The following is a 22,616-nucleotide window of genomic DNA, read 5'->3' on the forward strand; positions in this document are numbered from 1 at the left end:
GCGTGTTGCGGCAGTCGGACGCTGCCTTTGTTCGAGACGCTTTTGCAAGCAGGACATCCGGGCGCCATCTGGTTGAACGTATAATTCACTTCGATGCCGTGTGCCGAGAGCCGGGTTGCCTGGCGAGGAAGAGCACCTTGTTTGCGTCCTGGTGAATCAAGTATGGAAGCGCACCGGGGTCTGCGAAAGTGCATTGCGGGATCAGTTCGGTATCAGTTCGGTATCAGGAATCCTTTGCCGCGCGGCCCGGGCGGCCCGATTTTCACTTGTACTCTTGTCACAAGAAAGGCCGCTATGCCGGATAGTTCGCTGCAGATTCCCAAGACGACTGTGCAGCCATGAGCTACGCATCGCTGCTGGCGGCGCCGGGCGCGGCGTCCGCGGTTTCCGACGGACGCATCGTGCTCAATGCCGGCCTGCTGAAAGGGATGCGCAAAGAGCGCGGCATCAGCCAGGAAGCGTTGGCGGAGTTGTGTTTTACCAAACAACTGTGTGTCTCGATTGCCTCCATCAAGCGTGCGGAAACAGGAAAGCCGGTGCTCTATCGGACGGCGCGCCATCTCGCGACCATATTGGGAGTCGACCTGGGTACGCTGGCTGGCCAGGCCGGTGCAACAGGACTGGCCGCGGCGCCGCTGCCGATCGCTTACACGGGAAATACGGCGGCAACGGAAGAGGAAGCGGAAACGCAACATGCCGCCGCCTTGAGGCGGAACCCGGTGCCGGGCCTGCCGCTGGAATATTCTGACGACGTCATCCGTTATGTGCTGGAGCTGCGTTTTGAAGCACGTCCGGAAGTGTTTGCGCAGAGCGGCGAATCGTCGGCTGCAGGCGATGAGCTGATGCAACTGATCCGGCAGTTCGGCGGCGTGATCGTTGCCGCCGACGCCAGCTCGGAAAACCCGGTGGTGGTGCATTTCGGTTTTCCGCATGCCTATCGCAGCGACAGCGAACGCTGCCTGCTTTGCGCCTTTGCCCTGCGCGGCGATTTTGTCCGTGCCGGCCACGCCATCTGGCTGCGGCTGGTACGCTGGCCCGGCGACGCGGCAGTGCCTGCGCAATACGGCAAGGCGTTCAAGGACCAGGCCGATGCCGGCGACGGAAGGGCGCCGATTTATGTCGCGCGCAGCTTGGTGGTGCAATTGGCAGCGCGTTTCGATTTTGCGCCAGCCGGGGATGAATTTGCGTCTTACCGCAAGTGCCTGCGCGCGCGTCCGCAGGACGGCGCCTTGGAAAACGGCTTGACGGGGCGCACCATAGAAATCCTGCAGTTCAAGGGCGTGGTCGAAGCTACGCAAGAATGCCAGAATGGACACGTTGTGTATGTTCGCGGCATGGCGGGAGTCGGCAAGACGCGTCTGGTGACGGAGTTTTCCGAGATCGCCCGGCAAAGCCAGTTTTCCTGTCACCAGGGCGAAGTGCAGGACTTCGGCATGGAAAGTTCATATGCCCCGCTGCGGCAACTGGTGCGCAGCCTGCTTGGCTTGTCCGGCTCGGTGACCGGCGTCGCGCAGGATGCGGTCTTGCATGCGGCGCTGGAACGCTGGAAGCTGCCGGCGGAAGCGAATATTTTCCTGCAGGTGCTGGCAGGCGCCGCGCCCGCCAGGCAGGATACGGCCGTGTATGCCGCCATGAGCAATGAAGCGCGGATGCAGGGCTCCCTGCGTGCGATGCAGTTGCTGCTGGTGCGCCTGGCGCTGCAACAGCCTTTGCTGATTTGCCTGGAAGATTTGCATTGGGGCGACGCTCACCTGTTCGCTGCCCTGGGCAGTTTGCTGTCGCTGACGGATGAAGCACCCATCCTCTGGCTGCTGACCTCTCGCAATGAAGGCGATCCGCTGGAGAGCGCATTGCGGCCGCGTTTCTCCAATCCTTTGAGTTTACTCGATATCGCCCCTATGCGTGCGCGTGAAGCCGCCTTGCTGGCGGAACAATTCACCGACGTCGATCCCGGCTACCGCGCGCATTGCGTAGAAAAGGCGCAAGGCAATCCACTGTACCTGACGCAGCTGCTGTCCAATCCTGCAGGCACCGTACCCGAGAGCCTGAAGCATTTGATACAGGCACGCCTCGACAGGCTCGAGCCGGAACATCGGCGCGCCCTGTCGATGGCGTCGGTGATCGGCAATCGTTTTGAATTGTCCGCATTGCGGGTGGCGCTCGAGCAGGCGGATTATCAGCCCGCGCGTACGGCTTGCCAGAACCTGATCAAGGAAATCGAACCCGGCTGCTATATGTTCGTGCATGACCTGGTGATGCACTGTATCTACGATGCCATTCCGCTCTCTCTGCGCAACAGTTATCATCGACGCGTGGCGGGTCCGCTGCGCCAGTCCGATCCCACCTTGTATGCCAGGCACCTGGTGCGCGCGCAGGACCCAGCTGCCTTCGAAGCGCTGTTGAACGCCACGCGAGGCAAGCTGCGCAGCTACCAGTACGACGACGCCATGGAACTGGCGCAGTTGTGCGATTCCTTTGCCGATAAGGCGGCAGTCAGTTTTGAGCTGGCCCTGCTGCGCGCCCGTGCCGCTGCCGGTATCGGCAAAACCACGTCGTCGCGGCAATACTTCCAGCGCGCCATGCAGCTCGCTGAACATCCTGATGAAAAAATAGAAGCGGCATTGGGGCTGGCCCCGGTGTTGAATACGCTCGATAGCCTGGATGAAGAAGAACGCTTGCTGCAGGCGACGCTGCCGTTGGCCAGGAATGCGCAAGCCGATGATGCGCTGGCGCGCTTGTTCCACCTGCAGGGCAATATCTTTTTCCCGCGCGGCGACTATATGCGCTGCCGCGACCATCATCAGGAAGCCCTGCATTTTTCGCGCATCAGCGAAAACCTGGAAAGCCAGGCTAACGCACTGAGCGGCATTGGCGATTCCTATTACGCTGAAGGACGGATGCAAACAGCGCACGATGTGTTCGACCGCTGCGTGCGGCTGTGCGAAAGAAATGATTTGATGGATGTTGTCGCGCCCAGCCGCAGTGCGCGCGGTTCGACTCTCATCTATCTGGGGCGGCCGGCATTGGCGTTGCAGGATGCCATGGATTCGGTGCGGCACTGCCGCACCGTAGGGAATCGCCGCGCAGAGATTTTTTCACGGCTGACTGCCGCCTGGGTGCTGGTGGCGACCGCCGCGGACGAGAGCGCCAGGGAAGAATTGTCGACCGCGCTCGAGATTGCCCGCAGCATCGGCGCCAGCCGCTTTGAAGCAATCCTGCTGGAGGGCCTGGCGCGCGTCGCCTTCTGGCGCGACGACCAGGCGCAGGCGCAAGCCCGCATCCTGGAAGCCGCCGAACTGGTTGAGCGCCTGCAATTGCAGCGTTATATCGGTCCCTGGATATGGGGCAGCCTGGCGCTGATTACTGAAGATCCTGGCATGCGCCAGAATGCCTTGCAAAAGGGCGAGGCGCAGCTAGCGCACGGCTGCCTTGCTCACAACGCGTTCCGTTTCTATGTCGCCGCCGCTGAAACCAGCCTGATGACTGGCGGCTACGGCCAGGCCAGCCGGTACGCGCAGCAAATGGCAGTCCTGGTGCAAGCCGAGTCCTGCATCTGGGTCGACCATCATGTGCGATTGATCGGCAGCGCGGTGAGCTGCCTGCAGGAGCGCAGTCATGCGCAGGTGAGCGCCCTGCAAAATATTTTCCGGGCATCGGAAGAGCTGGGGTTTGCGGCAACGATGCCCAGGCTGGCGCGCAAATTGGGGCAGCGCTAATCGCGCCGGTTTATGCTGCCGGGCCCGCGCCGTAGGTCTGGCGCGGTAGCGCAGTGCGTCGACCAGCAAAGCAAAGGTCCGGCCGAATCCGGCCAGCGCCGCCCTCAGGATCGGCGGGCTGCTGCCGAGCACCAGTTCGGCGGCTCGCTCGGACTTGGCGTTCTCACCGTCATATCCGCCGCATCGGGTTTCGGCGGGCTCAACGGCCGGAAACTGCTGGCGCTCGTCATTACGCTGATCACCCAGTCGTTTGTGCTGAAACGAGCGGCATCGCAGCTGCAATCCCCATGATATTTTGTGAGCGGCGAGGACGAAGCATCAATTTTGCGCGAATGAGAATTTGATGCGAGAAGAGTCACGATCTTTCAATGGAGACAATATCGGCGCATCCTTATCTCCGTGGGCAAAGCCTTCAGCCAGCATGTCGCGGAAGAAACAGCGCCGATGGCAACGACAGCCTGGGCATAGAGATTGCTTGGATTTCTCGATACTTTGCATGGAACTTGCAGCGCAGAAATTTTCAAGTCCTGATCTTGAAAACCGGATCTTTCTGCAAGAAGCCCGCTGCTTTCGGGGTGCGAACAGGAATTGAGGTTATCGAGACATGCCAGCATCAAGCAGTACAGAACAACTCGCCGGAACATTCTTGTTCATTCGGGGGGGGAAAGCGATGGGAGCCGGAATGGCGATGACCTTGCGCTGGACCTGTCAATTGCTTGTGCTGTTATGGCTCATATGCTGCCCATTGCGGGCGTCGTGCCAGCAACTGCCCTTACGCTATTACAACCAAACCGATGGCTTAGGGAATATGGCGATTACCGCCTTGGCGCAGGAGCCTGGCGGCTATATCTGGATCGGTACACAAAACGGCTTGTTCCGCTACGACGGGGCACGGTTCCAGCGCTTTGAGCTAAGCGATAGCGCGACCGCTCTGTATATAACCGCATTGCATGTCGACGGCAGCGGCCGCTTATGGGTCGGTACGAGCGAAGGTTTGTACCTGTGGCAAGGACAGCGTTTCTTGTTGATACAGTCTGAAAATATCCAGTTCACCCTCCATCAAGGACAGACCTTCGCAACCCTTGCACCGGATCGTCTGCTGCTTATAAGCAGGGACCGATTGTGGCTGGTGCAGTCTGAGGATCATGGCCATTCCTGGCAGGTGCTGGAATTTTTCGAAGCAGAGCAACTATCGCGCCATCCCGAGATGGCCAGCCTTTTCAGCATCCAAGTCGGCCAACACGGAGAATTGTGGATGGGGTGCGCGCGCGCGCTGTGTCATTACGATCAGGGAAAACTGACTGTCCTGGGGAAGGAAAGCGGTTTACCCGCTGAAAACTGGCGCTCCCTTCTGCTCGATCGGCAAAAGCGGCTCTGGGTGAGCGGTGAGCGGCATATACATATGCTGCCGCCCGGTGGCCATGTTTTCCAGGACCGTTCGCCAGACCAAAGCGAACAGAAAAAAGCGAGAGGCTTGCCATTCCTGGTGGAGGACAATGAGGGCCGGATTTTCGGCCGGCAGGACCAGGGAGTCATCCGATGGAACGGTAAACGCTGGGAATCCTTTGGCGAATCCAGCGGACTGATAGCGGGCGGAGGAATCAACTCTCTCCTGGTTGACCGCGACGGCGGTGTCTGGCTCGGATCGCTGGGACATGGGCTGGTGCATTGGATAGGCTATCCGAATTGGGAGAACTGGACCACCAGGCAAGGCTTGCCCAACGACGTCGTGCTGTCTTTCTTGCGCGACCGGGAAAATCTGCTGCACGTAGGCACTCGTTCTGGCTCCGCGATATTGCAGAAGGATGGATATTTTTCCGTTTCCCCGGGAACCTATGGCGGTACATCCCACCAGTGGTCCAGCATGGCTGAAGATGCCAGGGGCAACATCTGGGCAGGCTCGCTGTCGGGTCTGCTGGTGCGCCGCGGGCGCGGCGCCGGAGCGGACGTGAAGGTCGCTCGGCTACCCTCGATCAATAGCCTTTTTTTCGATCAGTCGGGACAACTCTGGATTGCTACCGATGTCGGCATTTACAGCATCAGGCAACCTGAATCGAATCCGGTTCCGGTAAAGGTAGCGGTCACTGAGTTGCCTTTCATGGAGGACATCAACGCATTCCAGGGATGCCAGGGCCGGACCGGAGTGCTGTGGTTTGTCACCGATAAGGGATTGCTGCGTTTTGACGGCGCGCATTGGCGCAAATCACGGCCCAAGCCGTCCGCGCAGCTTTTCCAGCCTAGCGCTATCGCTTGCACCCGTGGCGGAACATTGTGGCTGGGCGGCGAAACAGGGAATGTCTGGCGCGCCAACGAACAGGGCGAGGCGCTGGAGATAAACGACATTACACCTTCCTTGCTGCAGGATCAGTCGGTGACGGCGGTGCTCGAAGACAGGCGTGGCTGGTTATGGGTATCGACGGATGCCGGAGTCGGCGTATGGAATCGCCAGCAATGGCGCTTTTTCAACCATGAAAGCGGGCTAGTCTGGAACGACACTGACCTGAACACCTTTTATGAAGACAGCGACGGCTCGATGTGGGTGGCGACCAGCGGCGGCGCTTCCCATATCCTGCGGCCGGAGTCGCTGTTCGCGCCGCTGCAGCTGGATATGCTGGTGGAAAGCATCGCCCGCGACGGCGAAGTTCCTGCCCGCGACCAGCCTGTCCGTCTGCCGTGGAGCTCCGGCCCGCTCACTTTCAAACTGGCCGCACTGTCATACCAGAATCGCGAGACCCTCGTTTTTCGTTACCGGATGCAGGGCCTGGAGCCTGACTGGTCCAAGACCGGCGTCCCGGAGCTGCGCTATGCGGCTTTGCCTCCTGGCCATTATCACTTTCAGGTCGTCGCCGAGAATCCCGCCATGCATGCTGTTTCTCCGCAAGTGGACGTCGAGATCGAGATACTGCCTCCATGGTGGGGAACAAAGATTTTCTATTCTGCCTGCGGCGCGCTGCTGATGCTGCTGCTGTTTTTAATCCATCGCTACCGCGTGCGCAGGTTGGTCGCCCGCCAGCACCTGCAGGAGCAACTGGCGCGTGAGCGCGCGTTTGAGCTCGAAATGTCGCGGGAAGAAGAACGCAAGCATCTGACGCGCGAAATTCATGACGAACTCGGGCAATATCTGTCGGCATTGCGCATGGGCGTTTCAGTGGTAGGGATGGAATTTGGCGGCAAGAATCCGTCGCTGCAAGGAAAAATGGAGCGCATGGTGGCACTGGTCGACAGCACCATCAAGGTAGTGCGCAATGTCGTCTCGTCGCTGCGTCCGTCGGCTTTGGATATGGGGATCGTATCGGCGCTGGAATGGCTGGCGGAGGAGTTTACCGGGAATGCAGGCATCCCATGCAGCCTGGATGTGTGCGAAGACAACATCGTCCTGGATGACAAGCGGGCAACTACCATTTTCCGTATCGCGCAAGAATCGCTGACCAATATCAGCCGCCACGCGCTGGCGAGCCGGGTGGAAATCAGCCTCAAGAAAAAGGAAAAGCACTATGTGCTGGAGGTGCGCGACAATGGCAGGGGGTTCGATACCAGCCAGTGCAAAAAGAAATCATTCGGCCTGATCGGTATCCGCGAGCGCACAGCCATGCTCGGGGGCGAGGCCTTCATTTTTAGCGTACCCGGCGTCGGCACCACGATCAGGGTGTCGATCCCGATCGCGGATGCGACGCTGGAACGATGACGGCAGGAGCGGCTACTACTCGATCAGATTGTAGGTAACCGCGTAGCGCACCAGCTCGGCATTATTCTGGAATTTCATTTTTTGCATCAGCCGCGCCTTGTGGGTGCTGACGGTCTTGTTGCTGATCGACAGTTCTTCGGCAACCTGGTTGACGCTTTTGCCGCGCACCAGCAAACGCAGGATGTGGAACTCCCGATCGGACAGAAGTTCATGGGGCGGACGCTGATCCGGGCTGCTCGTTTCGAACACCATCTGTTCCGCCAGTTCAGGATCGATGAAACGTCCTCCCGCGACCACTTTGCGGATAGCGAGCATCAGTGTTTCCGGTTTGTTATCTTTGGTCAGGTAGCCGGAAGCGCCGGCCGCCAGGGCCCGGCGTGCAATCGGCAATTCATTGTGCATGCTGAGCACCAGGACCGGCGGATAAGATTCATGCGCACGGATGCGCTGGATCAGATTGACTCCGCTGACGCCTGGCATGGTCATGTCGAGCAGCACCAGGTCGATGCCGCCCGCATGCAAGGCATCGAGCACTTGCCCGCCGTTGACAGCTTCTCCAACCACCGCCACCTCTGTGCCCAGAGCAAACAATTGTTTCAGTCCTTCACGCATGATCGCGTGATCGTCGGCGATCAGTATTCGTATCATGAATCCCTCAATTCATCGTTGACAGAAATGCCGGTCCGGATCTTTGCGTCCTGATCTGGCATTTGCGGAATAGCCGCTTTCTCTGCCATTATCGCGCACCTGCGGCAGGCATCGGCTGCCTTTTCTGCATGTTGTTCCCGCTGCTGATTCTACTCCCCGTATTTACCCAGGCTTTTGTGCGGTGCCATGAGACCTCGGGCGGTAACGCCCGGTTTGTGTCGGGGGGAGGGGCAAGGAAATCCTTACACCAAGTTCAGGATATGACGATATTTCCTCTGTGAAAGAATTGCTACCCTTACGCCTGTTTGACTTGTTCGTAAAAATTACATCTGAAGAGAAGGTCGGCATGGCCAGCAAAGGTTTTACCTTAATCGAACTGATGATCACGATCGCCATCATCGCGATCCTGTCGGCCATTGCCTATCCAAGCTATACCGATTATGTATTGCGGGGCTATCTGGTGGATGCCACCAACGGCATGGCTTCCGGCCAGGCGCAGCTGGAGCAGTTTTATCAGGATAACCGGACCTACGACCCGCAAAAAAGCGCCCCTTGTCCAGGCGCCACAAAGAATTTCCAATTTAACTGTACCGGCGACGCCACGAGTTATTCAATCACAGCCGCCGGCCAGGGGGCAGTGGCTCTTTTTACCTATACCTACACGTACACGCCTGCCGCAGGGCTGATAAAAGCCACCACGGCAACGAAACCGGGATGGGGCGGTGCATGCCCCCAAGCCTGGATCGTCAAAAAAGGCCAGTCATGCGCGTGATGCCGCCCTCCCTGGAAGAGCGGGGGTTTAGCCTGATCGAGCTGATGATCACGATTACCTTGGCAGCAATCATGATGGCGGCCGCCATACCTTCGTTTTCCAGCTGGATCCAGAATACCAGGATCAGATCCACCGCCGAGGCGTTGCAAAACGGTATCCGGCTGGCAAAGACCGAGGCGGTGCGACGCAGCCGGCTGGTCGATTTCCGGCTGACCGCGGTGACGCCGATAAAGGATGCGGCAACCTCCAAGAGCGGCAACAACTGGTACGTGCAGCAGAACGACACGTTTCAGCTGGCCACCGATTCCAGCGATGCAAATTACAATCTTTTCATTCAGGGCTCCTCGCTGTCTGGCGCGAATGCCAATGTCGTTATTGCCGGCGACGTCGATACCCTGACTTTCACCAGCCTTGGACGCCTGAACAACAGCGGCGCCGCTCCCTATAAGTTTGAGGTCAAGGGCGCGAGCAGCAGTGGCCGCAACCTCAGAGTCATCGTCACGCAAAGCGGCCAGATCCGCATGTGCGACCCCCAGATTACTTTGTCCAGCACAACTCCGACAGGTTGCTAAATGATGAACCAATCCCTGCAGCAGCAAGGCGGCTTCACGCTGATCGAGGTCCTGATTGCGATCCTGATTTTTTCGTTCGGCATCCTGGGTCTGGTCGGCCTGCAGGCCGCAACCATCAATAACTCCATCAGCGCCGAAGACCGCAGCCAGGCAGCGCTGCTTACCGACAACCTGGTTGCCATGCTGTGGAGCAAAAGCAAACTGGTCAATGGCAGTTGCGACCTGCTATGCGCGGCCGACGGCGGCAATGCGAAAGACTATGCCAACTGGCAAAGCAAGGTGCAGACGGCGTTCCAGGGCGGGAAAGGAGTGGCGACGCTGGATCCCGGCAACCCAGCTTTGGTCAAGATCAGCATTACCTGGACCGCAGCCGCCAAAACCGCCGCCGCGACGACCAGCCATAGCTATAACACCGAGGTAGTGGTGCAATGAAAAAATCATTCAAATGCGCCTTGCCGCCGCTCAGTCCGCACTTTCAACGCGGGCTGAGCCTGATAGAACTGATGGTGACGCTGGTTATCGGCCTGGTGGTGTCGCTGGCGATTTTCAGCGTGATGTCGGTCAGCGAAGCGCGTAAAAGAAATACCACCGGCGCTAACGACATGAACCAGAATGGCGCTTTCGCGCTGTATCAGCTGGACCAGGCGATCAGGAGCGCCGGCACCGGATTTTCCCAACAGTACACCTTGACCTTCGGCTGCGTGATCAATGCCAGCAATAGTGGCAAGGCAGTGATCCCGCCGGCTACGCTGCCGAGTCCGTTTTCCAGCCTGAAGGCGAATATCGGCGGCGCCTTCCGCATGGCGCCGGTGATCATCTCGCAAGATCCCAACGGTAAGCTTTCCGATAATCTGATCGTGATGTCCGGCTCCGCCGGCTACGGCGAAATGCCGATCGAGTCGACCAGTGTCCCAACCACCAGCCCGAGTGCGCAGCTGCACCTGTTGAATACGCTGTCGTTTGCTGCGGGAGGAGGGCAGCAGCTGCTGATGGCAGAGCGTTCCGGCGACAGCACCGGATCACTGCCGGCATGCCTGGTCGAATCGGTTGACAACGCCTACGCGGGGCCTCCGAGTACCGGTGTTTTGCCACTGGGTGGGAAATTTTATACCGCTGGCGCCGACAAGACTCTGGCCAGTTATTCTTCCAACTCGGTCGTTCTCAATCTTGGTTTCAATCCGTCGTTCCAGCTTTATGGCGTGGGATCGAACAATACCTTGGTCGGCTTCGATTTGTTGAGTGGAAGCGCCGCCGGCACCGACTTGATCGCTGACGGCGTGGTCGAGATGCACGCGATTTACGGCGTCGACAAAGCCAACAATGGCACGCTTGCGTGGACCGCGCCCACGGGCGGCTACGCTGCCAGCGCGCTGCTGGACGGCAGCGTCAATGCCGGCAAGCTGATTGCTTCCATCAAGGCAATCCGCATCGGCATGATCACCCGTTCCGCGGTGGAGGACAAGAACACGGTTTCATCAGCGACCTTGCCGGCCATGTTCGACGGCACGGCGTTTTCCTATGCCAGGACCTTGAGCGCCGCGGAACAAAAATTCCGCTATCGCGTGCTGGACGCCACCATTCCCTTGCGCAATGCGCTTGCACTGAGCAACTAAGGAGGGCATGCCATGACCCTATATTCATTTTCCCATCGGCGATGCGGCGATTCGCACGATATGCGCATGGCCAGCCTGAAATCGCACCGGCACATAAAACAGCGCGGGTCGGTATTGATCATGGCCCTGATTTCTCTGCTGATACTGATGCTAGCCAGCGTCGCGCTGATCAGTTCGACTGACACCTCTTTGCTGACCGCCGGCAACCTAGCCTTTAAACGCGATCTGGCAAATCAGGCTGAGCGTGCCGTGGCGCAGGTCAGGAGCCAGTTTGTCAGCGGCGCGCTGGTGTCGGAAACGGTTTTGTACAACGACCAGGCGGCGCAAAATTATTGGGCTCACGTTCTACCCTCGACCAAACTGCCGGGCATCCCCGATGTATTGACCGCGTCGGCAAAAAAAGACGACATCACCGACACCGCCACAGGCATCAGGCTGCGCTATGTGATTGACCGCATGTGCATATCGGGCACGGTGCCCGACAAAGCGACTTGCACCATGGGCTCGTTTGTCGACGACAAGGGAGGAACCGGCGGCTCCACCAAGGTGAGCGCTGGCCTGGGTCCGGTATACCGGCTCACGATCATGGCGCTCGGCCCGCGCAATACCCAGACGTTTACCCAGATTACGTTCACTCACTAAAGCGCAGACGGTTGCCGGGTGCATGTTCACCCGCTCGGCATGCATTCGCACAAACAGGAGCATCAGTACATGAATCGAATCCCCAAGACGCTGCAGGCGCCGCATTGGCTGAACCGCCTGCTGCTGGCTGTACTGATGCTGGGCAGCGCCGGCGCACCGTGTGCGGCGCAAGCACAAACCGCGCTTAACGATACGCCTATGTTTAGCAGTATTATTGTGCCCTCCAATGTGCTGCTGACCCTATCGGTTGAATATCCCACAGCGACCAGCCGTGCGCATACCGGCGCGTATGCATCGGCTTCAACGTTCATCGGTTATTTTGACCCTGACAAATGCTATGACTACGACAATGCCAATGGCTATTTTGCGGCGAGCAGCGCAGCCGCGAGCCACGTCTGTTCCGGGCAATGGAGCGGCAATTTCCTGAATTGGGCGACTACGTCAACCATCGATCCCTTCCGTTGGGCGTTGACCGGCGGTTATCGTGCAATAGACACCAAGACTGCCACGATATTGCAAAAAAACTATATGCCGGCTAGTCAGGGAGGGGTAAAGAACTTCCCGGTCCAGGCAATTGCCAAGGACGCTGCGACGATAAGCGGCGCCACGCCATTCAGCGGCAAAAACTGGAAAAACATCTATGTGCGCGTGTATGGCTTCGGCACTTCGATGCGGGTGTCGAACAGCAATGACAACACCACCATCAGCGTCGACGACACTCCCGGGACTTTCGGGACTTTCGCCGCCACTGCATATACGTCCGGCGGAAAGAACATCCCGGCGTCGAGCACGACTGACGGCGCTACCTTCGATATACCGGTGCTGGTGAAGGTCTGTGATCCGAACGCGGTCTCGCTGGAGACCAACTGCACCCAATACGGCAGCGATATTTACAAGCCGACCGGTTTGATTCAAAACAATGCCGATAAATTACGCTTCGCAGCGTTCTCTTATCTGAACGATTCGAGCCTCTTGCGTGATGGCGGTGTAATGCGCGCCAGGATGAAATCCGTCGGTCCCAGGACGCCGGTGCCGGGATCGACCAGCCTCGATAACCTGCAAAAGGAATGGGATCCTGCTACCGGCATCTTTGTGGATAATCCCGACAGCACTGACGCCGCCGCCACCGGAAAAGTCACCGGCAGCACCATCGCCAATAGCGGCGTCATCAATTATTTGAATAAATTCGGCTTTGCCAGCAAGATCTACAAGAGTGCGGATCCGGTCAGCGAATTGTATTACGCGGCGATTCGCTATCTCAGGAACGTGGGCAATGTTCCGGAATACGCCAGTGGTTTGAATACCGCCATGGCTGACGGTTTCCCGGTGATTACCGGCTGGGACGATCCGGTCCAATACGCTTGCCAAAAGAATTTCATTATCGGCATCGGCGATGAAAATACCCATGCCGATGCCAATCTTCCCGGTAGCACAATCGCCGATGCCAGCACGGAACCGGCTATGCCAACCAGCGTAGCGGCCGACGTGCCGGTGTCAGGAGTCAAAAGCTCTGCGATCGATGTCCGGCTGGCGACCAACCAGGTCGGCGCACTGGAAGGCCTGGGCAATCTTGGAGAGATGCATCCGACCTGGTGTTGCGACAAGAACAGTTATTTTATCGCCGGTCTCGCTTATGCGGCCCATACAGGCGATCTGCGGCCCAACGATTTCGGCAGCAAGAAGAGAAACTTCACTACTACTGCTGCAACATACTGGCTGGATGTGATGGAACGTGGCGTAGAGAGAAAAAACAATCAATACTGGCTTGCCGCCAAATACGGCGGCTTCACCGTTCCTTCTGGCTACAGCACCTATGGAAATACCACCGCGCCGACACAATCGAGCTGGAACAAAGCCGGCGATACAGACCGCAACGGCGATTTACGGCCGGATAATTATTATGATGCAGGCAAGGCTGGCCTGATGGTGTCTTCGCTGACGGATGCCTTTAAAAGCATTAATTCGGCAGCGCAGTATTCTTCGTCGCTGGCAGTAGCGTCGCCGGTGAGCATCACCGATGGAACAGTCAGCTACAGCACACAGTATTTCGCGGCCAACTGGTCGGGCGAGGTGATTGCCAGTGCGCTGCAGTTCGACGCGACGAGCGGGCAAGTGGTCGCCACCACTCCCGCATGGGATGCTCGCGCGCTGCTGGAAACGCAAGCGGCTGCCACCGGCAACGGCAGCGGCCTGGTCGCGGGCTGGGACACGCAACGCTTCATCGCCACCAGCGACGGCGGCAAAGGGGTGCCGTTCCGTGCTGCCAATATCGGCAATGCAAGCAATGCCGCAGCCCTGGCCGTGCTTGGCGCGACTGCTGCCGACGTCGTCAATTTCCTACGTGGCGACCGCAGCAAGGAAGGTAGTCCATTCCGTCAACGCGCGTATCTGCTGGGCGATATTGTTACCTCCAAGGCGGATCCGGTGGGCGCGCCGGCGGCAACCTATGCGGATGCCAACAACCCAGGTTACAGCAGCTTCGTCAGCACCCACAAAACCCGCGGCACGGTGCTGTACGTGGGCGCCAATGACGGCATGCTGCATGCTTTTGACGGCGCATTAACCGGCGGCCAGGAGCTGTTTGCCTATGTGCCCAGCTTCCTGTATCAGGGACCGAGCGCCACGCCTGCGGTGAACGGCCTGGCTTCGCTGGCCAGCGCCAATTACATCCATCATTTTTTTGTCGATGCGACACCGGTAGTGACTGATGTCGATTTTGGCAAGGCCGGCAATGCAAATACCTCAGCCGACTGGCGTTCCCTACTGGTTGGCGGCCTGGGCAAGGGCGGCAAGGGCTACTATGCGCTTGATGTCACCAATCCAGGTTCGCTGAGCAATGAAGCCAATCTCGCCAGCGCTGTGTTGTGGGAATTTACCGACGCCACCATGGGTTATAGCTACGGTCCGCCGATTGTCGTGAAAACAGCCAGGTATGGCTGGGTAGTCATCCTTACGTCGGGCTACAACAATGCCGACGGCAAAGGTTATTTTTACATCGTCAACCCAAGCAACGGCAAACTGCTGGAGCCGCCGATTTCGACTGGCGCCGGCAGCGCCAGCGCGCCGGCCGGCCTGGCTCAGGCCTCCGCCTATGTCGGCGACTATACCGATTACACGGCCGACGCCGTGTATGCAGGTGATCTGCTGGGCAATGTATGGCGCCTGGATTTAAGCAAAATCACCGGCAGCGGTTACGATGCGCCGACCCAGATCGCTTTGCTGACCGATCCGTCCAGCGCCGCGGCAGTACAGCCGGTCACCACCCGGCCGCTGATTGAGGTCGACAAGAATTCATTGAAACGCTACGTGCTGATCGGCACCGGCAAGTTGCTGGCGGACAGCGATATCAAGAGCAGCCAGATCCAGACTTTCTATGCCATCAACGATGGCACCGGTACCCGCTTCGATACCAGCGCGACCTTGCCGGCCGCCGTCGGCAAGTATCCGATCACCCGCGCCAACCTGAACAACAATACGGACGTCACCATCGGCATAGGCGCCACTCCGGGAAAACCTTCCGGCTGGTATATCGACCTGGCGCTAAGCGCCAACAATATTGCGCAGCGCGTGACATCGCAAGCCGCGGCAAACGGCGGCATAGTGGCATTTGCCGCCAATCTGCCGGATGGCGACGTCTGCACTCCCTCGGGCAGCAATGATGTTTATGCCGTGAGTTACGGTACCGGAAAGTCTCAGCTTGCCAATCTGGCAGCCGTGACTACAGCGGGCATGAACAATGGCATCTATTTTGGGAATGTCAATGGACGGATCAAGGTGGTGACCACCAATACCGACGGCAAGAGCAATATGAGTGATCCCGGCAGTCCCTTGAACGATCCGTTCAATCGCCTGAACTGGCGCCAGATTCCAATTACGAACTGATGGCAGTGTCCTTCCGGGATAGCTAGAGTGCGTGCGGCAGAATCACGTGGCGTGAGTGATATACCTCGCTTGTTCGGCGTCGCGGCATCCCTTGTGTGTCACATGGCAATAGCGACGCTGTGGTGGCATCGTAGCAACGCCGCCGGATTGCCGTCGGCGCCGGTCGCCGCGGCTCAGGAAACGCGCATCGATGTCCAGTTCATTGCGGTAGCGCCTCCCATCGCAGAAGATGTGCCGCAGTCAATTGCAGCGAGTACGGCGTTTGAGAAAAGGCAGTCCTCCAAGCCGCTTCAGGAACGCAATGCGATCGCAAAAACTGCACTCTCGCCAACGACGCCGATATTTTACGGACCGCAGGAAGTTGACAAGGGCGCTTTGCCATACAGTGCGCCAGATCCGGATTTGCTGACGGGTGCTGTGGTTTCAGGATTGCCGATCCGCGTGCGCCTGTATATCGACGCCAGCGGCATGGTGGCAGGTGTTGAACAATTGCAGGCGCTGGCCGACGATCAACCGGCGCTGGAGCGCATAGAGAGGATGTTGCGCGGCACCGCTTTCATGCCGGCCAGACTTGCGGGAACCGATGTGAATTCATATCAAGACCTGGAGTTTCGTATTGGCCCGGAACTGAATAAAACTGCAGCAGCGGACTAGGTGCAAGAGGGCGGTTCGGGAGAAGCACAGCTGTGCGAGGTGACGATGTGTGCCGCCGCATCATGGGTGCAGAACATGAATATAGGCGATGCAGTTTTATATATACGGATGGTCGACGCCCGTTCTATGCCAGGCCAGAAGTTTTCTATCCTTACATCAAGATCAGGATCTCCTGATATCTCCTGATCCAGACTCTCATTATCCTGAGTTCGGCACGATGGCTGCCAATGCGTTCTTTCGGATATTTCGCATCATCCTCTTCATATGACAAGGTGGTTCAATGTACACGGATGTTTTTCTTCGGCCAGGATATTCGATTCTTGGAGCGATGTTGTTGAGTTCATGGCTGCTCCCCTCGCCAGCAGTTGCCGGCCCCACCCTGGCGAAAATCAGGGATACCCAGGCCATCACCATTGCCTATCGGGAAACCACGGCGCCGTTCTCGTATCTTGATGCGGAAAAGAAGCCAGTCGGCTTCACGGTCGATCTCTGTTTGAAAATCATCGAGGGAATACGGCAGGAACTGAAGCTACCGCAATTGAAAGTAAACTATCTGGCTGTCACGCCTTCCAGCCGCATTGCTGCCATCACCAGCGGCCAGGCCGATCTTGAGTGCGGCACCACCACCAACAATGCCGAACGCCGCAAGCAGGTGGCGTTTACCGTCCCCCATTTTTTTGCCGGAGTGCGAATGGCTGTCCGTACGGATTCCGGCATCAAGAACTGGATTGATCTGCGCGGAAGAGAAGTCGTGACTACCAAAGGGACGACTACCGTCAAGTTACTGAACGACAGGAACAAGGTAAGGGCGTTGGCCTTGAAGCTGGTAGAAGGAACGGATCACTCCGAATCGTTCAGCATGCTTGAAAAAGGGCAGGCCGCGGCATTCGTGATGGACGACGTTATCTTGTACGGTTTCCGCGCAAGCATGAAGCGCCCCGAAGAATTCGCGATTGTCGGTGACGCGCTCTCGGTGGAACCCTACGCGATCATGCTGACTAAAGACGATGCGGAACTCAAGACATCGGTTGACCGGGAGATGGCGAATTTGCAGAATGACGGCAATTTTCGCAAGATATACGACAAATGGTTCATGCATCCCGTTCCGTCGCCAGGGAAGAGCGTGAACATGCCGATGGGATATTTGCTGCGGGATTCCATCCTTTTTCCTACAGATAAAATCGGAGATTAATCGGCCTGCCAGGACGGTTTCACAACGTCCCGGCATTGCAGCGCATTACGGTCGCCTGGATTTCGACGGCAGATAGGCCGGCCAGGGACGTTTACATTACCAGCGCTTGTTCCGCATCCTGTACTTTGCGCCGGGCCAGCGCCAGATTCGATTTACTCTTGTCGAGGACAGCATAGATGAACAGTCCCTCGTGCTTGTCTATCGGCCGCAGTATGTGATACTGCTTGCCGAGAGTGATCAGGATATCTTCGATACTGTCATTCAGACCGAGGCTTTTCATGGTTTTCAATTTGGCGCGCACTACCTCGGTGTTGCCGGCTGCCGCCAACTCTAGATCGACGCCGCTGCCGCCTGAGCCCAGGATCATCCCACTGTTGCTATCGACAATTGCTGCCGCCAGCGTGCCATCGATATTCAGTAGTGCGTCAACAATAACTTTCATGTTACTCATATTTTCCCTTGGCTTTATAGGTAGTGGCGTTGAACGGAACAGAAGCATCACCGCCGGCCGACCAGCGCCGGTGATGCATGAAACTGCGTCAGTGGTTCAGGATTAACTGCTGGATGAAATTGCTGACAATTTTGTCGACCGTCCATATGGTGTGTCCAAGGATGGCGTCCTGGTTGACTACGATGCAGAGCAAATAGGGATATTTATGGCCGACCGGACGGAAAATGATTTTTCCTTTCGGGGTTTCAAGCATCAAACGATCGCAGCCATCGAAGTCCACCTCTTTACCTAGCGAGCGCGCTATGGCAATCAGGGAACTGGTCATCGCCGACAGGCGGGCCGCACTGAATTTTTGTCCCGGGTCATAGATAGCGATTTCCTGCCCATCCAGGGTGGTCATGACCATCGTGGATATGCTGTTTTGGGACAAGTCAATCCGGCTGAATACATGATGGGCTGCAGCTGATGCAGAAGCGAGATTAGCTTTCATTTTTTTGTAAACTCATATTGGAACCAGCAGCGATGAGAAGATATCCAGTGCATCAAGCATTTGTGATCTTTCACGTACGTCTACGGCGATCATCGGGACGGCGATGCCCAGTGTCGCGGTCAGTTGCGACGCAAACCGGTTGCTTGCCTCGGCGCTGATAGGGCGCGCCAGCAGCAACATGCATGGCATGTCTTCGGAAACGGAAAAAACGGTTTGAAGATATTGTTTCACCGTGCGGACCGCATTCGCTTCGTTGGCGTCGACCATGACAATCACGCCAATCGCCATGGAGAGCAGCCAGCCGCGCATGAAATCGAAGCGGTCCTGCCCCGGGCTGCCGTAGATATGCAGTTGTTCGCCGCCGTCCAGATCGACTACGCCAAAATCGGCGCCGACAGTTGTATTCGCTTTGGCTACAGAGGAGGGATCCATGTTAGGAACATCGCAATCGACCATCAGATCTCCGCACAGAGAACGGATCGCGGTCGTTTTGCCTATGCCCATCGGCCCCAGGAGAACTATTCGAAGTATGCACACTATTGGGTTCTCTCCAATTCTTGCGCACGGCTCCTGCCCAGCCATTGATTGATTTTTTTGACAAACATGCCGACACCACCCTCCTTTTGATCAAGATATGCCGGCTGTGCGGGTTCCGGCTCGATCGGCATTTTTCCTCCTTCGACCAGCACTTCTTTCTTTTTCAATTCGTCAAGAAACATATATGCATCACGTTCTGTCAAGCCGCCGTATGTAAGTAGCCAATGCCAGCTGACGGATTGCTTGGTCATTACTGCCAGGATTTTTTGAAAGCGGATGGGTGAAAAATCGTGCTCCAGATTGATCCATCTGGAGATGCGATAAATTCTTTGGGAGACGAAATCGGATACATCGTGCGAACCGATTTGCTCAGTCTTCAAGTCCAGTATCCGCAAGGCCGCCCGGTCGAGTACGTTGATCAGATCCTGCAGGCGGAAATTTAACGGCAAGCTCATGTTGCCTCTGCCTGGTGGATGATCGAGACCGTCCGAGATCCAGATACAGATGCAGTTGGCCGGCAGCATTTCGCGCGGATCGAAGACGGAAGGATCCAGTAATGCTACCGATGCAAATCTGAGGTCGGATGGAATCCAGCGGAATACGGTCCTTTCATTTGCTATCTGCATGAGGAGTTCATAGCGCAGAAACTCTTTTTCAGCGAGATGGTTGATAGAAATGAAGGTGGCCTTACGCATTATGGGAATCGGATTGATTGCCGGGAATTGGAGCGTGCACAAGAATGTTTTCTAACAGCGGATATCGCATGAACTTCCCCTAAAAAATGCGCCAGATCGCTATCCCCTCGATTTGCTGCATGACTGGTCCCGTGCAAGGCATTTCCTTCGCACGGCCAACTAGCGGCAAGGGTAAGCAATACGCAGTGGAAGGGATATCAGGGGATCTTGATATTTGCGCGGGATTTGCGAAATGCCTTGTCAGGAATTCCCTATAGCGGTCATGAAACCTGACCGCATTGGCGCTTGATCCGGACAGGCTATTGCAGCGATTGCTGTCGGTTTCGAAAAGCGGCTATTAGATGAATATTCCGGGATTGGAGGAAATGCTTACCCGAAATTCAGGATTGCCTGATTGGAATTTCCTTTTGCGTTGCCCATCATTGATGCTAGGAAGAAATTGTTGATAACGATATCAAATGAATAGCGGATCGGGAAAATTCCTGCTCTGAAGCGGATGCGCGCATTGCCAATGCGCGGAAAGGCAGCCGGGGTTGAACGACGTTCTTCGCAGGTCGCCTGCGTCGGCAAACGCATCGGCGGCAGTGAATATCATCGGCAAGAAATTTGTCTGGATCGACGGAGAAAATGACATGGCAAGGAAAACTTCGGATGATGATCCCTTATTGCTGGCGCAAATACTGCGTTCTTTCAATCTGGACGAAACCACCAGCGCTGCACGATTTATAGAGAGTCTGACTTTCGATGCGATTTTTCGTGAAGAGTGGGAAAGCATTTGCGGCAATCAGCATCAATTGCAGTTTTACGACAGGCTTGCCGACGACATTTTCGACGCGCTGGAAAACCATGGCGACATGGAAAATTCTATACGAGAGAAAGCCAGTCAGTTGCTTGGCGAAATCCAAGGACACTACGAATGGCTTTGCAAGTATCTGCTTGGTACGGAAAGTCGCGAGATCGATCAAAGAAGGAAATCATGTCTTTTTGATGGGGACCGCCGGTACAAATATAGGAACCCTTTTAGCGGATAGAAAAGGCTATTTCTTCGGATATCTTGATCTTTTTTTGGAAAACACGATGCATGGTTTCATGAAGTTATTTTGCGTGACGATTTTCACCGGCATGACCCTGAGCGCATGCGGTGGCGGCGGTGATGCCGGCGGGGAGAACGCCAATTCAGGCAGCAGCACGGCTGGTGCAAGTGCGACTCCAACAACCAGTACAAGTACCTCCCCGGCCGGCACGAGTACTACTCCGACCGGCACGAGTACTACTCCGACCGGCACAAGCACCACCCCAACCGGTACGAGCACTACTCCGACCGGCACAAGCACCACCCCAACCGGTACGAGCACTACTCCGACCGGCACGAGTACTACTCCGACCGGCACAAGCACTACTCCGACCGGTACAAGCACTACCCCGACCGGACCGGGCGGCAATACCTCAGTGGTGGACGCAGCGCTTCCGCCTGAGCCGCAACTGCCCAAAGCCTTATGCGCTACATTAATTGCGGGTCTTAAACAGACGTCCGGTCTATTGCCTGCTTCTGTGGACGCCAGCCGCAACAGTTCCAATCCGGATACGGTCAGAATTCAGAACGCCATCTCCAATTGCCCGGCCGGGCAGGCAATCAAGCTGACGGCCGGCAGCGACGGACAGAATGCCTTTCTTTCCGGCCCGCTGACCCTGGCGAGCGGCGTCACCCTCTGGCTGGATCAAGGAGTGACATTATTCGCATCGCGCAGCCCGGCGGATTTCGACAAGGGAGACGGCAATTGCGGCGACGCGGCAGGCAGCGGCAATTCCTGCAATGCGCTGATCACCGCCCGCAATACCCAAAACAGCGGTGTGGTCGGCGACGGTGTCATCGACGGCCGCGGCGGCAGCATCCTGACATCCGGCGCCAATACCGGGAAAATGACATGGTGGGATGTCGCCATGCTGAATAAATCGACCGGAAAGAATCAGAATAATCCGCGCCTGATCCAGCTTTTTGGCGGCAGCAACTTTACGCTGTATCGCATCGCGTTGCAGAACGCGCCGGCTTTCCACGTGGTTCCCAGCGATGTAAACGGCTTTACCGCCTGGGGAGTGAAGCTGTTGACGCCGACCCTGGCTTACAGCAATCCGGGTTATGCCTGTGCGGCCGGGACCAGCCCGGATCCGACTACGCCGGCGACCTCGCCCAGCACCTGTTTTACGCCAGAAACCACCAAGAACACCGATGGCATCGATCCGGCTCAGGCAAGCAATGTCTTGATTGCATACTCTTATCTCAGCGGCGGCGATGACAACATCGCAATCAAGGCGCATGGCAGCCAGGCGTCGCCGGCCGCTACTCATCGCATCGTCCATAACCACCTCTATTACGGTCATGGCATGTCGATCGGCAGCGAGACGGATGCCGGGGTCGACGGCATTGAAATCCGGGATATGGCTATCGACGGCCACGACTCGCCGAACGGCGTGGGCATCAGGATCAAGTCGGATGACGGCCGTGGCGGCGAGGTGAAGAACGTCCGCTACCAGCAGATTTGCATGCGCAACGTCAAGGAGCCGATGATATTCGACCCCTATTACAGTCCCGGCAACCATACTTTGACGCCGAATTTCCACGATATCACGGTCAGCGGCTTTCACAATACCGGCAGCGCAAAATATGGCGGCGGCGTTCTTACCTTCAATGGCTATGATTTCAACGGCATTATCAATGTATTGAAGATTACCCTGGACAACGTCATCTTCGATTCTGCGCCGACACTGTCGACTACGCGGCACAACGGTGGTCCGACGCCACCCTCGAACACGCAGTTTACTGTCGGACCCGGTCCGGTCAACTTCGCGATTTCGCCTTCTGCGTCGAACAACGTGACGGTAACGGCCGTGCAGAAAAACCAGCTGTCGCCGATCGATTGCAGCCTGGCCTTTGTTCCATTTCCCTCGTCGGCGTCGCCTTTTTAACGTGATGTGCATGCAAGGGAGAAGAGTGTTGGTGCGAATTTTAAGCTGCGCGCACAAGACTGCGGCTACTCCAAAGACGAGATGGCATGCACCCGAGATTTGG

19 protein-coding genes are annotated in these 22,616 nt (G+C 57.1%); 13 read left to right on the forward strand and 6 right to left on the reverse strand.

The features are described from left to right. Positions 1-338: 338 nt before the first annotated feature. From BCF11_RS12030 to BCF11_RS12040, 3 genes are all read left to right on the forward strand, one after another. A complete protein-coding gene (locus BCF11_RS12030; RefSeq protein ID WP_098494953.1) occupies positions 339-3,716 on the forward strand; it encodes a helix-turn-helix domain-containing protein in 3,378 nt (1,125 codons plus the stop codon). Between the two features lie 12 nt (positions 3,717-3,728). After that, complete coding sequence (locus BCF11_RS12035) at positions 3,729-4,007, forward strand: hypothetical protein (RefSeq protein WP_098494954.1); 279 nt, start codon at positions 3,729-3,731, stop codon at positions 4,005-4,007. A gap of 391 nt (positions 4,008-4,398) precedes the next feature. Further along, the gene (locus BCF11_RS12040; protein WP_233212462.1) at positions 4,399-7,401 is read left to right on the forward strand and encodes a two-component regulator propeller domain-containing protein; all 3,003 of its coding nucleotides are present in this window, start codon (positions 4,399-4,401) and stop codon (positions 7,399-7,401) included. A 15-nt stretch (positions 7,402-7,416) separates the two neighbouring features. On the opposite strand, the gene BCF11_RS12045 is transcribed toward BCF11_RS12040, so the two are convergent. Beyond that, the gene (locus BCF11_RS12045) at positions 7,417-8,049 is read right to left on the reverse strand and encodes a response regulator transcription factor (protein ID WP_098494956.1); all 633 of its coding nucleotides are present in this window, start codon (positions 8,047-8,049) and stop codon (positions 7,417-7,419) included. Between the two features lie 346 nt (positions 8,050-8,395). Here BCF11_RS12045 and BCF11_RS12050 point away from each other — a divergent pair, with 346 nt between their 5' ends. The 8 genes from BCF11_RS12050 to BCF11_RS12085 all read left to right on the forward strand — a co-directional run bounded on the left by BCF11_RS12050 (position 8,396) and on the right by BCF11_RS12085 (position 17,376). Further along, positions 8,396-8,821 (forward strand): type IV pilin protein, encoded by a 426-nt coding sequence (locus BCF11_RS12050; protein ID WP_098494957.1) that lies wholly within the window; start codon positions 8,396-8,398, stop codon positions 8,819-8,821. Continuing rightward, positions 8,821-9,393, forward strand: a complete 573-nt coding sequence (locus BCF11_RS12055; protein WP_233212675.1) for a GspH/FimT family pseudopilin — start codon at positions 8,821-8,823, stop codon at positions 9,391-9,393. Before BCF11_RS12050 ends, BCF11_RS12055 begins: the two co-directional genes overlap by 1 nt. Beyond that, a complete protein-coding gene (pilV, locus tag BCF11_RS12060; protein WP_098494959.1) occupies positions 9,394-9,825 on the forward strand; it encodes a type IV pilus modification protein PilV in 432 nt (143 codons plus the stop codon). Beyond that, complete coding sequence (locus tag BCF11_RS12065; RefSeq protein ID WP_098494960.1) at positions 9,822-11,006, forward strand: PilW family protein; 1,185 nt, start codon at positions 9,822-9,824, stop codon at positions 11,004-11,006. The genes pilV and BCF11_RS12065 overlap by 4 nt, the downstream gene beginning before the upstream one ends. A 12-nt stretch (positions 11,007-11,018) precedes the next feature. Further along, positions 11,019-11,648 (forward strand): hypothetical protein, encoded by a 630-nt coding sequence (locus tag BCF11_RS12070; RefSeq protein WP_098494961.1) that lies wholly within the window; start codon positions 11,019-11,021, stop codon positions 11,646-11,648. A gap of 69 nt (positions 11,649-11,717) precedes the next feature. Then, positions 11,718-15,530: a pilus assembly protein gene (locus BCF11_RS12075; protein ID WP_158229185.1), complete on the forward strand. Its 3,813-nt coding sequence runs from the start codon at positions 11,718-11,720 to the stop codon at positions 15,528-15,530. A gap of 69 nt (positions 15,531-15,599) precedes the next feature. Beyond that, positions 15,600-16,184 carry a hypothetical protein gene (locus tag BCF11_RS12080; RefSeq protein ID WP_143751314.1) on the forward strand — a complete coding sequence of 195 codons (585 nt, stop codon included), beginning with the start codon at positions 15,600-15,602 and terminating at the stop codon, positions 16,182-16,184. Positions 16,185-16,464: 280 nt separating this feature from the next. Continuing rightward, positions 16,465-17,376 (forward strand): amino acid ABC transporter substrate-binding protein, encoded by a 912-nt coding sequence (locus BCF11_RS12085; protein ID WP_098494964.1) that lies wholly within the window; start codon positions 16,465-16,467, stop codon positions 17,374-17,376. A 91-nt stretch (positions 17,377-17,467) separates the two neighbouring features. Here BCF11_RS12085 and BCF11_RS12090 read toward each other — a convergent pair whose 3' ends face one another. From BCF11_RS12090 to BCF11_RS27975, 5 genes are all read right to left on the reverse strand, one after another. Then, positions 17,468-17,827 carry a hypothetical protein gene (locus tag BCF11_RS12090; protein WP_098494965.1) on the reverse strand — a complete coding sequence of 120 codons (360 nt, stop codon included), beginning with the start codon at positions 17,825-17,827 and terminating at the stop codon, positions 17,468-17,470. Between the two features lie 88 nt (positions 17,828-17,915). Beyond that, the gene (locus tag BCF11_RS12095; protein ID WP_143751315.1) at positions 17,916-18,317 is read right to left on the reverse strand and encodes a roadblock/LC7 domain-containing protein; all 402 of its coding nucleotides are present in this window, start codon (positions 18,315-18,317) and stop codon (positions 17,916-17,918) included. Positions 18,318-18,329: 12 nt separating this feature from the next. Continuing rightward, on the reverse strand, positions 18,330-18,899 hold the full coding sequence (locus tag BCF11_RS12100) for an ATP/GTP-binding protein (RefSeq protein ID WP_098494967.1): 570 nt from the start codon (positions 18,897-18,899) through the stop codon (positions 18,330-18,332). After that, positions 18,854-19,549, reverse strand: coding sequence for a hypothetical protein (locus tag BCF11_RS12105; protein ID WP_098494968.1), 696 nt, complete (start codon positions 19,547-19,549; stop codon positions 18,854-18,856). The genes BCF11_RS12100 and BCF11_RS12105 overlap by 46 nt, the downstream gene beginning before the upstream one ends. A 369-nt stretch (positions 19,550-19,918) precedes the next feature. Beyond that, positions 19,919-20,125 carry a hypothetical protein gene (locus BCF11_RS27975; RefSeq protein ID WP_098494969.1) on the reverse strand — a complete coding sequence of 69 codons (207 nt, stop codon included), beginning with the start codon at positions 20,123-20,125 and terminating at the stop codon, positions 19,919-19,921. An 8-nt stretch (positions 20,126-20,133) separates the two neighbouring features. On the opposite strand from BCF11_RS27975, the gene BCF11_RS12115 reads away from it, so the two are divergent. Next, positions 20,134-20,580, forward strand: coding sequence for a hypothetical protein (locus tag BCF11_RS12115; RefSeq protein ID WP_098494970.1), 447 nt, complete (start codon positions 20,134-20,136; stop codon positions 20,578-20,580). Positions 20,581-20,638: 58 nt separating this feature from the next. Further along, complete coding sequence (locus BCF11_RS12120; protein ID WP_143751317.1) at positions 20,639-22,513, forward strand: glycoside hydrolase family 28 protein; 1,875 nt, start codon at positions 20,639-20,641, stop codon at positions 22,511-22,513. Positions 22,514-22,616 lie beyond the last annotated feature (103 nt).

The organism is Collimonas sp. PA-H2, from assembly GCF_002564105.1.
Classification (GTDB): Bacteria; Pseudomonadota; Gammaproteobacteria; order Burkholderiales; family Burkholderiaceae_D; genus Collimonas.